The organism is uncultured Sutterella sp. (assembly GCF_937923675.1).
Taxonomy (GTDB): domain Bacteria; phylum Pseudomonadota; class Gammaproteobacteria; order Burkholderiales; family Burkholderiaceae_F; genus Sutterella.
Genome location: NZ_CALDXB010000084.1, coordinates 109,035 through 120,924, shown reverse-complemented (window position 1 = coordinate 120,924; position 11,890 = coordinate 109,035). Strand labels below are relative to the sequence as shown.

7 protein-coding genes are annotated in these 11,890 nt (G+C 61.0%); 5 read left to right on the top strand and 2 right to left on the bottom strand.

The genetic code is table 11. The features are described from left to right. The first annotated feature begins 643 nt into the window (after nucleotides 1-643). The 5 genes from kdpA (at nucleotide 644) to Q0106_RS10325 (ending at nucleotide 8,876) form a co-directional block, all read left to right on the top strand. A complete protein-coding gene (gene kdpA, locus Q0106_RS10345) occupies nucleotides 644-2,326 on the top strand; it encodes a potassium-transporting ATPase subunit KdpA (protein ID WP_297612505.1) in 1,683 nt (560 codons plus the stop codon). A gap of 147 nt (nucleotides 2,327-2,473) precedes the next feature. After that, complete coding sequence (gene kdpB / locus Q0106_RS10340) at nucleotides 2,474-4,579, top strand: potassium-transporting ATPase subunit KdpB (RefSeq protein WP_297612497.1); 2,106 nt, start codon at nucleotides 2,474-2,476, stop codon at nucleotides 4,577-4,579. Between the two features lie 21 nt (nucleotides 4,580-4,600). Beyond that, entirely contained in the window at nucleotides 4,601-5,263 is a 663-nt protein-coding gene (kdpC, locus tag Q0106_RS10335; protein WP_297612494.1) for a potassium-transporting ATPase subunit KdpC, read from the top strand. Between the two features lie 96 nt (nucleotides 5,264-5,359). Next, on the top strand, nucleotides 5,360-8,167 hold the full coding sequence (locus Q0106_RS10330) for a sensor histidine kinase KdpD (protein WP_297612491.1): 2,808 nt from the start codon (nucleotides 5,360-5,362) through the stop codon (nucleotides 8,165-8,167). 7 nt (nucleotides 8,168-8,174) lie between these two features. Next, entirely contained in the window at nucleotides 8,175-8,876 is a 702-nt protein-coding gene (locus tag Q0106_RS10325; protein WP_297612488.1) for a response regulator, read from the top strand. A gap of 8 nt (nucleotides 8,877-8,884) precedes the next feature. Here the strand turns inward: Q0106_RS10325 and Q0106_RS10320 are convergent, their stop codons facing one another. Both Q0106_RS10320 and Q0106_RS10315 read right to left on the bottom strand, forming a co-directional pair. After that, complete coding sequence (locus Q0106_RS10320) at nucleotides 8,885-10,024, bottom strand: ATP-binding protein (RefSeq protein ID WP_297612484.1); 1,140 nt, start codon at nucleotides 10,022-10,024, stop codon at nucleotides 8,885-8,887. A gap of 261 nt (nucleotides 10,025-10,285) precedes the next feature. After that, nucleotides 10,286-11,770 (bottom strand): flavocytochrome c, encoded by a 1,485-nt coding sequence (locus Q0106_RS10315; protein ID WP_297612481.1) that lies wholly within the window; start codon nucleotides 11,768-11,770, stop codon nucleotides 10,286-10,288. Nucleotides 11,771-11,890: the final 120 nt, after the last annotated feature.

The following is an 11,890-nucleotide window of genomic DNA, read 5'->3' as shown; positions in this document are numbered from 1 at the left end:
GGTAGGGGTAGCGCGCTCAGGTGCATTCATACGTACGCCGACAGAACAATTTAGACGGAAAGTTAATCCTTAATCGCCGGAGCCCCGGGCGGAGAGCAAAAAAATCCAAGCAGATCCCCGGATCCTCCGGGGATGCGGGCGCATGAATCAAGCGGTCTCAGGCGGCGCCCGCCAAAATATTTACGCGCTGTTTACGGGGAGAACCCTCGCTTTTATACGGCGTTGCCGCGGCTCTCTCTAACCTTCCTCCTGTCTCATATCTCTGGAGGAATCAAATCCATGTCCGACATCGTCATCCTGGCGATCTGGCTGGTCTTCGTCCTATTGAGCCTCGGGTTCTTCAAGCTCCTCACGGGCTTTCTTGAGTCCAATCGGTCCTGATGACCGGGAGCACCTTCAAGTGGAATTTCAGGAACCATGACCGGCGCATACATCTTTCTGGGAGCGTGTCTGCTGCTCCTTTGCTGGCTTCTGACCGTGCTCTGGCGCGAATGAAGCCTGCTTTATCCCTATTCTTTGTGAATTAAACGGGAAGACCCCCGTACGCTCGCGCAGTTTTTCCGGAAGAGCTCAGAAGCGAATGAATCCTTCTGAGAGGCTTTCCGGCGGCGCCGGCCTCGGGGGCTTGAATCCCGCATCAATCATGACCGCAACGGTTGAACTATTACTTCTATTTCTCCTCGTCCTCGCGCTCGTCACGAAGCCGCTTGGCCGGTGGATGACCCCGCTCTGCGAGGGCAGGGCCCCCGCTCCGATCGCACGGATCGACGGCGCGGTCCTCAAGTGCCTGGGGCTAAGCGAAGACGCGGAGCAGAGCTGGGCGAAGTACGCCTTTTCGCTCCTCATCTTCAACGCGATGGGGTGCCTCTTCCTCTACGCGATCCTGCGCCTTCAGGGGGTTCTCCCCTGGAACCCCATGGGGTTTGCCGGGATGCCCGCCGATCAGGCGCTCAATACCGCCATTTCCTTTGTCACGAACACGAACTGGCAGAGCTACGGCGGCGAGTCGACGCTCTCGCCCTTGTCTCAGGCGCTCGGCCTCACGGTGCAGAACTTTGTTTCCGCTGGCACCGGCATTGCTGTCGCCTTCGTCGTGATCCGGAGCTTTGCGCGATCTGAAACCAAAAATCTCGGGAACTTCTGGGTCGACATTGTTCGCGTCAATTTGTGGCTCCTGCTGCCGCTCGCCTTCATCTTCGCCCTTGTTCTGATCGGCGAAGGGAGCGTTCAGACGTGGAATGCGGCAGAAGCCTTTCATTCGGTGACGGGTCAGGACGGGAGCATTGCGCTCGGGCCTGTTGCAAGTCAGGAAGCGATCAAGATGCTCGGCACCAACGGGGGCGGCTTCTTCAACGTCAATTCTGCGCATCCCTTTGAGAATCCGACGGCGCTCACGAACTTCCTTCAGTGCCTCTCGATCTTTGCGATTTCTGCGGGCCTCTGCTGGACCTTCGGCCACGCCGTGGGCGACGTTCGTCAGGGGTGGACCGTCTGGTGCGCGATGGCCGTGCTCTTTGCCGGCGCGCTTCTGACGCTCGCATGGTTTGAGGCGGACGGCGCCAGCTTCCTCACGCACTACGGCGCCGCTGAAAGCGCCATGCATATGGAAGGGAAGGAGATGCGCTTTCCGCTCTCCCAGAGTTCGCTCTTCTCTGTTGTAACGACTTCAGCCTCCTGCGGCGCCGTCAACAACATGCATGATTCCCTCACGCCGATCGGCGGCCTCGTGCCGATGCTTCTGATGCTCTTGGGCGAAGTGGTCTTCGGCGGCGTGGGTGCAGGTTTTTACGGAATCATGATCTTCATCGTCGTCGCAGTCTTCGTGGCCGGCCTTATGGTGGGCCGCACGCCCGAATATCTCGGGAAGAAGATCGACGTGCCGGTGATGAAGCTCGCGAGCATCGGGATGCTCGTGACCCCGGTGATCGTTCTCATTGGTCTGGGCATTTCCTCCCTCGGGAGCTTCGGCACGGATTCCATTACGAACCCCGGTCCCCACGGCTTCTCCCAGATGATCTACGCCTGGGCCTCGGCTGCGAACAACAATGGTTCGGCCTTTGCGGGCTTCGGCGCCAATACCCCCTGGTACAACCTGAGCTTGGGCGCCGCCATGTGGTTCGGCCGCTTCTTCGTGATCCTCGCGATGCTTGCGCTCGCGGGCGCCCTTGTTCGCGGGAGGCGCGTGCCGTCTTCCGACGGAACGCTGGTGACGCACGGGATGCTCTTCTGCGGACTTCTTGTCGGGACGGTGCTCCTCGTGGGCGCGCTCACCTACTTCCCGCTTCTTGCGCTCGGCCCTGTTGCCGAATACGTCTCGCTTCCCTGATCTCATGTAAGACCAATCGGCATTTCAGGTTAGTGAGTCAACTGGGAGTCCCCGATCCGCCCGCTTCGATGCCTTCACTGAGCTTCTCAAATGAAGAAGCGCGCAGCGAAGGAAGAGAGGCGGGCGGAGATTGAGAGATACGCATACATGTCTAAAAAAGAAACTTTCAAGTTGTTTGAGCCCGGGCTCGTGCGCGAGGCAGTCGTGGAGAGCTTCAAAAAGCTCACGCCCCGCACTCAGCTCGAGAACCCGGTGATGTTCCTCTGCTGGCTGGGCGCCATTCTCACGACCGGCATTTTCGCCGCGTCCGTGACGGGCTATTCCAGGGAGCCCGCAGCCTTTGCCGGCTGGACCGCGGTCTGGCTCTGGTTTACGGTGCTGTTCGCGAATTTTGCGGAAGCCCTTGCTGAAGGCCGCGCCCGCGCGCAGGCCGCAGCCTTGAAGGGCCTCACGAAGAGCACGATCGCGCATAAGGCGGTGAATGCTGCCGACGCGCTCGCCGATGTCCGGGCGCTCAGTCCCGACATTCCCACCGTAGACGTGGAAAGCACGACCTTGAGAAAGGGCGACGTCGTGGTTGTTCGTGCGGGCGACGTGATTCCGGGCGACGGTGAAGTCGTCGCCGGCATTGCGAGCGTCGACGAATCTGCGGTGACGGGCGAATCCGCGCCGGTGATCCGCGAATCGGGCGGCGACTTTTCGTCCGTCACGGGCGGCACCACCGTTCTTTCCGACTGGATCATCGTGAGGATCGAATGCGATCCGGGCGAATCCTTCATCGAAAAGATGATTCAGATGGTCGAAGGCGCTGAGAGACGCCGCACGCCGAATGAAAAGGCGCTCGCGATTCTCCTCACTGCGCTCACCATCATCTTCCTGCTCGTTACGGCGACGCTTCTTCCTTTCTCGATCCTCGCCAAGGAGATCGGCGACCAGGGAACGGTGATCGGCTACACGGTCCTCGCAGGTCTTCTCGTCTGCCTGATTCCGACCACGATCGGCGGACTCCTTTCCGCGATCGGCGTCGCGGGCATGAGCCGGCTGATGGCGGCAAACGTCATTGCCCGCTCGGGCCGCGCGGTTGAAGCCGCGGGCGACGTCGACGTGCTTCTTCTCGACAAGACCGGCACGATTACGTTCGGCAACCGCTCCGCGGACGCCTTCAAGGCCGCGCCCGGAGTCGACAGAAATGAACTCATTGAATGCGCGCTCCTCTCTTCCTTCTCGGACGATACGCCGGAAGGGAAGTCGATTGTGAAACTCGCCGAGAAGCTTCTCGGGAAAGAGGCCGAACGCATCACGCTCCCCAAGGACGCAGCCGCCATTCCCTTTACCGCGCAGACCCGCATGTCGGGCGTCAATCTCCCCGATGGGCGTGAAATCCGCAAGGGCTCGCCCGACGCCATCGCGCGCTATGCCGAAGCGTCCGGCTTCAGGGTCGCCGAGGAGCTTCGCCGCGAGGTGGATGCCGTTGCGGCCCGCGGTTCAACCCCGCTTCTCGTTTCCGAGAACGGCCGCCCGCTCGGCGTTATTGAATTGAAGGACATCGTGAAGCCCGGCATCAAGGAGCAGTTTGCAGCGCTTCGCCGCATGGGCATCAAGACCGTCATGATCACGGGCGACAACCGTCTCACGGCCGCGGCAATCGCTTCCGAAGCGGGCGTCGACGACTTCATCGCGGAGGCAACTCCTGAGTCGAAGCTCGATTCGATCCGCCGCTACCAGAAGGAAGGGCACCTCGTTGCCATGACGGGCGACGGCACGAACGACGCGCCGGCGCTCGCACAGGCCGACGTCGCCGTCGCGATGAATTCGGGCACGAATGCCGCGAAGGAAGCCGCCAACATGGTCGACCTCGATTCGAGCCCGACGAAGCTGATGGATGTCGTGAAAATCGGCAAGCAAATGCTGATGACCCGGGGATCCCTCACAACCTTCTCGCTTGCGAACGACATTGCGAAATACTTCGCCATCCTGCCCGCGGCCTTTGCGGGCGTCTATCCGGGACTTGCCGTTCTCAACATCATGGGCCTGACGAGCCCGGTTTCGGCGCTCCTCTCCGCCGTCATCTTCAATGCGCTCATCATCGTGTGCCTTATTCCGTTGGCGTTGAAGGGCGTCCGCTACCGCGCCGAATCGGCGTCGACGCTCCTCAAACGCAACCTTCTCGTCTATGGCTTGGGCGGCGTCATCGTTCCCTTCGTCGGGATCAAGGCGATCGACATGATTCTTGCGGCAATCGGCCTCGTATAAAGGAAAGGAATTCTGATTCTTATGACTGATAGAGATGAAATGACAGCTGCGCCCGCGACGGCGCGCGAAAAGCTCGGGGTTCTGAAGACGCTTGGAAGAAGCTTTGCGCTCCTCCTTTTCTTCAGCCTCATTCTCGGTCTTGCCTATCCGGCGCTCGTCACCGTGGCGGGAAATGCGATCTTCCCGGATCAGGCCTCAGGGAGCCTCGTGCGCAGTGCTGACGGCAAAGTTGCGGGCTCAAGGCTTCTGGGCGAAGACTGGACGGGTACGGGGCTCTTCGAGGGGCGCCCTTCCGCCACGGGCGGGAATCCCTACAACCCGATGGCGACCTCGGGCTCCAACTACGCGCAGAGCAATCCTGATCTCGCGAAAGCCGTGAAGGAGCGCGCCGAGCGCTGGCAGAAGCTTACGGGCTCGAGCGCTCCCGTTCCGATGGAGCTTCTGACGGCCTCGGCTTCAGGGCTTGACCCCCAGATTTCCCTCGCAGGCGCCCTCTATGAAATCCCCTGGGTTTCAAGGTCGACAGGTATTCCTGCGGCTGATCTCGATGCGCTCGTGAGAAGCATGGCGAAAAAGGATCTGCTCGCCTTCGGCGGCGACCCGCTCGTCAACGTGCTCGCGCTCAACCTCAGGGTGCTTGAGATCACCGAAAAAGTGCCTTTCCCTAAAGAGGAGGCGAAGTGAATTGTTTACGGGTGAGCCTCTTCCCGCGTAGACTTCATGCGAGTAAACCCTTAATCGAGATTGCAGACAGCAATCCGCAAAGAGCGAGGCGAATGAATGGCGCGTGATGGCGATGGTCCGAATCCGGACGCAGTACTCGAAGAGGCTCAGCGCAGGAGCCGCGGCAAGCTCCGGCTCTTTCTCGGCATGGCTCCGGGCGTGGGAAAAACCTACGCCATGCTCACCGAAGCCCACCAGAGGAGAAAGAGCGGCAGGGACTGTCTGATCGGGTGGGTGGATACGCATTCCCGTCCCGACACGATGCGGCTCCTGAAGGGCCTCGAGATCCTGCCGCGAAAGCGCATGCGCCGCGGGGCCGTCTGGACCGAGGAGCTCGACGTCGACGAGATCCTCCGCCGGCGGCCTTCCGTCGTCGTTGTGGACGAGATGCCCCACACGAATCCCCCGGGGTCGCGCCACGCCCGGCGCTGGCAGGACATCGAGGAAATCCTCGACATGGGAATCGACGTCTGGTCGGCCCTCAACATTCAGCACCTTGAAAGCCTCAACGGCGTCGTCGCCCGCGTGACGGGCGTGGAGGTTTCGGAAACCGTTCCCGACCGGGTCTTCGACGAGGCGGACGAAGTGCGCCTCATTGACCTGCCGCCAGACGACCTCATCGCGAGGCTCAACGCCGGAAAGATTTATCTCCCGCAGGTGATCGAGCGGGCGCGCGCCAACTATTTCCGCCGAAGCAATCTGATTGCCCTGAGAGAGCTCGCGCTCCGCTTCATGGCAAGCCGAATGGAGAGCCAGATCCGCTCGGAACGCCTTCTCTCCACGCGGCAGGCGGTGGAGGATACGTCCTACGGCGCTCTTCTCGTAATGGAGTATCCGTCTCTCGAAGCCGTGCGCGAAATGTCGCGCCTCGCCCGCGCGCTTTCCTCCCCCTGGCATGTGGTCTGGATGGAGTCGGCGCTATCCATACCGTCCGACAGCCCGAGGGTTACCGAGGTGCTCAAGTTCGCCGAGTCCCTCGGCGCCGAAACGGACAAGCTTGCCGGAGACTATGCGGCTGAGATCGGGCAGTATGCGCGAGAGCACAACCTCTCACTCGTGGCGGTGCTCACCGCCTCGACCTGGCAGACGAATGCCCGCGCGAGAGCATTGAAGAAGGGCTCGCCTGAACTCAATCTCATCTTCCTTGCCGCCCAGGGAAGCGTTAAGGGGTCCCTCGCGCAGCGGCTCCTCGCGATGGTGAGCGACTTCAATCTCTCCACTTCCGGCTGGTGGCAGGCGGCGGCCTCGGTAGGCGTCCTCTGCCTCCTTCTCTATCCATTGCGCAACGCCATGGAGCCCACCAACCACGCGATGATCTACCTCCTCGCGGTGCTCTTCTGCGGCGTACGCTACGGGAGCGGCCCGGCGGCGCTCGCCGCAATGCTCGCGGTGGTGGCGTTCGACTTTACGGTCGTGGAGCCCTGGCTTTCCTTTTCGGTTGCAAACGCTCAGTACTTCATTACCTTCCTCGTGATGCTCCTCGTGGGGTTGGTCGCAGGGCAGCTCGTCGCCCGTCGGCAGAAGCTCGCTCAGGCCGCCAACAAGCGCGAGCATCAGACGCGGCAGCTCTATGAAGCGTCGCGCGCCTTCTCAAGGGCGCTTTCCGTCGATGAGGCGCTCAAGGTCCTCTCCGGCACGCTCAACGGCCAGGCGAGCGCCGAGAGCGAATTCTGGCTCCCCGACTGGCCCGAGGATTCTGAGGATGATGAGCCCCGGAAAAAGGATGCCGAGCACGTCGAATTCAGCCGCGCGGAAGCGGTGCTGAAGGGCGCCGACCCGGCGGTCATCCGCTGGTGCTTCGACCACCGGCAGGCGGCAGGACGGGGGACGCATACGCTCGCTTCCTCAAACTACTGGTACGTGCCGATGGAAGCGGGCGGCGACATTCTCGCCGTCGTCGTCATCAGCTTCCGCGTGCCTCAGGCGGCGGAAGATCCGGTAACGCGAAACCTTGCTGAAGCGCTCATTGCGTTGGGCGCCCAGACGCTACAGCGCATTGACGCCGCTCAGGACGCGCGGCAGGCCCTCATTGCGATGGAGGGCGAAAGGCTTCGCCATACGCTCATTCAGTCGCTTTCGCATGATCTGCGCACGCCCGTGACGATGCTCAGAATGTCTGCCGAAGGGCTTCTCGCGCGCCTCTCGAAAGGCGACCTTGCGGCTGCCCGGACGGATGCCGGAAAGCTTCTCGAATCGACCGAACGGATGGAGCGGCTCGTCATCAATCTCCTCGAAATGGCGCGTCTTCAGACGGGCGGCATCAAGCTTTCGAAATCCTGGATCCCGGCCGACGAACTCTTCGGCATGGCGATTGCGGAAATGGGAGAGCGCCTCAGGGACTATCGCGTCGACATCAGGATTGCCGACGACTGTCCGCTTCTCTACGGCGACGAAGTGCTCCTGCTTCGCGTCATGACGAACCTGCTCGACAATGCGGCCAAGTACTGCCCGAAGGGGTCGGTGATTACGATGGCGGCAAGGCGCCGCGGCGACAGGGTGGCGGCAAGCGTTTCGGACAACGGTCCGGGGCTCCCTGCCGGGAACCCTCAGCGGCTTTTTGATCCCTTCAGACGCGGCCGGCGCGAGAATGCGGTTTCGGGCGTGGGTCTCGGGCTCGCCATCTGCCGCACGATTGCGCGCGCGCACGATGCGGAAATCATTGCGGGCGACTCGCCCGCGGGCGGCGCCGCCTTCACGCTCATGCTCCCCCTCGTGCCGGTGCCGGAGATGGACGACGAGGAGAAGGTGCTCGCGCAGCATGAGGATGACGCGGAAGCGCTTCCGAAGGCTCCTGACGGGAAGGCTGAGGCGGCATCCCCGGATGCAGCGGCAGATTCCCTGAATTCCCAACCAAACAAGGCTTGAAAAGACGATGAGTGCAGAAATTTCCTCTCCGCGCGTTCTGATCATTGAGGATGAATCGACCATTGCCCGCTTCATCGCTGCGGCGCTTCAGGATGAAGGCTTCACCACCTTCATCGAGGGCACGATGAAGGGCGGGCTCACGGCAGCCTTCACCCGCCAGCCCGACCTTCTCATCGTCGACCTCGGGCTCCCTGACGGGGACGGGCTCGACCTCATCGGCGCCGTACGAGCGAAGACGGCGCTTCCGATGATCGTCCTCTCCGCGAGGACCGATGAAAAGCAGAAGATCCAGGCGCTCGACCTCGGGGCGGACGACTATCTCGTAAAGCCCTTCGGCATGGGAGAGCTCAAGGCGCGCGTGCGCGCACAGCTTCGGCGTCAGGCGCTCGTTCAGCCGGGGAACCCGGGAACAGTCGTTGAAATAGGCGAAGTGAAGGTTGATCTTGCGGCCCGCGTCGTGACGCGCGCGGGCGAAGAAGTGCACCTGACGAAGCTCGAGTACCGGCTTCTCCAGACCCTCATCGAATCGCGCGGCAAGGTGCTCACACAGCGCCAGCTCCTCTCGCGCGTCTGGGGACCCGCATACGTCGATCGGCCGCATTACCTGAGAATCTACATGGGCAGACTCCGAAGCAAGCTCGAAGCCGATCCCGCCCGGCCGAAGTGGCTTCTCACGGAAGCGGGCGTCGGCTGCCGGCTGGCGCTCTGAGAACGATTTCAATCAAAGAGTTCTTCCACGTTTCCGGGCGTGGCGATGGTGACCGGCGTATCCGGGTACGCGCGCTCAAAGGCGCGAATGGAAGTCGTTTTGGTCTTGGGACTGCTTTTGCATTCAAACGCGGCGACTTTTCCGTTCTGCACTTCCAGAAAATCAACTTCGTGCTGAGCGCGCGTGCGCCAGAAGAAGATTTCCGTTCCGTCGCGTCTGAAGGCATGAAGCTTCAGGCGTTCCGTGAAGAATAAGTTTTCCCAGAGCGCGCCGGAATCCGTCCGTGCGGGGAGCGGCGAGAAATTCCGGATAAGCGCGTTGCGGATGCCGTTGTCGTAGAAGTAGATCTTTTTGCCGAGCTTTATTTCCGACTGAGGATTCCGGGAGAGAGAGGGAACAACACGGAGAATGCAGCATGCCTCGAGGAGATCAATGTAGCGTTCAATGGTTTTGTTCTGAATCCCAAGTTCGCTCGCCATCGTTCCATACTTAACTTCGGAGCCGATGTTGTACGCCAGGTACTTCACGAGCTTCGTAAGTTCAGTCGGCCGGCGCATTTCGGCAAGTTTGAAGATGTCCTTGTAGAGCACGGCGTCAGAGATGTCGAGAAGATATTCTTCGGCATGTCGCGGATCATTCACGACGGCGGGCATGGATCCGTAGATGAGGCGTTCATTCATGCTGCGCTTCACTTCAATCCAGGAAGAGTTGCGTGCGAGTTCCTGGAGCGAGAAAGGCCACAGCTGGTAGCTGTTGAAGCGGCCGGCAGCCGATTCCTTGAGGCCGCCGGCGAGATCGAGAGAACTCGATCCGGTAACGAATATTCGACTTCCCGACCGATTGTTGTCCACGATGCGCTTGATGACGCGTCCGATGCCGGGAATGAACTGAGCCTCATCAATGATGAGGTACGGATACTCTTCTGTGAGCTTCAAATAGGATCTGGGATCCGACAGGATGGCGAGATCGTCCTCATCTTCTCCGGTGAGGATGATGTGGCGCCTGCCTTCTACGAGCTTCTGAAGCATCGTGCTCTTGCCGACTTGTCTGGGACCGATGATGACTTCGGCTCTGCCGGCAGGACCCGGTTCGCTGAGCGGCGCCTCGAGTTCGCGCGGAATATACGGCCAGTCGAACAATGCGGGCATGATATTCACCTAAAAAAGTTTTCTTTTTTGGGATTGTAATCCCAAAATGTTCAACTTTTTTAGGATCATAATCCCAAATTGTCGAAGTTTTGCGTTGGGAGCGGCTCTCCTGCCCTGAAAAGCAAAAGAGCGCTTCGCCCGCTTTGAACGGGGAAACGCTCCTTCATCTCTTCGGGAGAACTTCCCGGAGAAAAGTCAGGACTTCAGGCCGCGGATGAGGGCATTTTCTGCGGACATCCGCGGCCCGAAGGGGAGAGACGGTTACGCGATCTTCTCGCGCGCGGCGTTTTCGCCGGCGATCTGACCGAAGACGAAGCAGTCGAGAACGGCGTTGCCGCCCACGCGGTTCGTGCCGTGGATGCCGCCCGTGATTTCGCCTGCAGCGTAGAGGCGCGGGATGGCGTTGCCCTGCCAGTCGAGAACCTGAGCCTTCGTGTTGGTATTGAGGCCGCCCATGGTGTGGTGAACGGTCATGCCGGTGTAGCACGCCCAGAAGGGACCCTTTTCGATGCGCTTCGTGAGGTTGACGGCGGTCTTGCCGAAGTCGGGATCAACGCCGTTCTTCACGAATTCATCGTTGTAGCGGTTGATCGTCTTTTCGAGACCGGTCGGGTCGACGCCCATCTTTTCAGCGAGTTCGCGGATCGTCGGGGCGGTCCAGGCCTCGTTGATCTTGATGCCTTCATGAATGGCCTTGCGGTTCACTTCGTCGTAGCTCATGAAGTTTTCGTTGTCGCAGACCGTGTAGGCATAGCGTTCAGGCGTGCCGAGGACCGCGTCGCGGATCACGTCGCGGCGGGCGCCTTCGTTCACGATGCGGTTGCCGCGCTTGTCGACGTAGATGGAGCCGTTCACGTTGAAGTTGAGAAGGAGCTTCATCTTCTTGCCGGCGGGAGCGCCCGGGGTGGACTGGATGAAGTCCATGCCGACCAGATACCCGCCAACGCGGACGGCGGCCATTGCGACTTCGCCCGTGGAGCCCGGGAGGTTGTCGGTGCCGAGACCCTTCACGCGCGGATCATGGAGTTCGCGCAGGTACTTGTTGCCGGAGAACCCGCCTGCGGCGAGAACGACCGCACGGGAGGCGCGGACGTAGACGGGCTTGCCCTTGCGGACGATCTTCACGCCGAGAACGGGGCCGTCGAAGGCCTTTTCGCGGATGACTTCCGTCATCGCTACGCCCGTCTCAACCTTGATGCCGAGGTCCTTGGCGGCCTTCGAAAGGACGGTGCCGTAGCCCTGGCCCTTCGGAAGAGCGGGGATGTGGGAGCGCGGATAAAGAGCGCCGAAGATCTGAATGACGTTGTCCTTGAACTTCATCCCGAGGCTTTCGAGCCAGGTGACGGCGCCGTAGGCGTTTTCGCAAAGGACGCGCACGCGTTCAGGGTCGCCGCGGAAGTCGCCTGCAGCCAGCGTCTGCTTCATGTGGTTTTCAGGAGAATCCTTGATGCCCTGGCGCGGCTGGCGCACCGGGTCGGCGGCATTCATGAAGCCCTGGGCGATCAGGGTGTTGCCGCCCGTGAAGGCGAGCTTTTCAAAGACGACGATGTCCTTCGCGCCCGTCTGCGCGGCCTTGACGGCAGCCGCCATGCCGGCGCCGCCCGAACCGATCACGACGACTTCGTGGGTCTCATCCCACTTGACGCCTTCGGACGATTCAGCACGGGCAAAGCCGGCTGCTGCGGCGAGCGCCGTACCGGCACCGGCCATGCGAAGAATGCTGCGGCGATTGAAGTTCGCGGTCATCTTTTTTTCTCCTTCTTTTGGTCTAGTTCCCGAGGAACTTTTCTGATGCCCTGAATGATGCTTCCCCAACATGCGCGCGTATGTTTATCGATCTCAAAATTCCTTCATTCTGAGGCGCAT

Coding starts and splice junctions, on each gene's coding strand:
- kdpA (WP_297612505.1), top strand. CDS start 644: ATGACCGCAACGGTTGAACTATTACTTCTATTTCTCCTCGTCCTCGCG.
- Q0106_RS10330 (WP_297612491.1), top strand. CDS start 5,360: ATGGCGCGTGATGGCGATGGTCCGAATCCGGACGCAGTACTCGAAGAG.
- Q0106_RS10315 (WP_297612481.1), bottom strand. CDS start 11,770: ATGACCGCGAACTTCAATCGCCGCAGCATTCTTCGCATGGCCGGTGCC.
- kdpB (WP_297612497.1), top strand. CDS start 2,474: ATGTCTAAAAAAGAAACTTTCAAGTTGTTTGAGCCCGGGCTCGTGCGC.
- Q0106_RS10325 (WP_297612488.1), top strand. CDS start 8,175: ATGAGTGCAGAAATTTCCTCTCCGCGCGTTCTGATCATTGAGGATGAA.
- kdpC (WP_297612494.1), top strand. CDS start 4,601: ATGACTGATAGAGATGAAATGACAGCTGCGCCCGCGACGGCGCGCGAA.
- Q0106_RS10320 (WP_297612484.1), bottom strand. CDS start 10,024: ATGCCCGCATTGTTCGACTGGCCGTATATTCCGCGCGAACTCGAGGCG.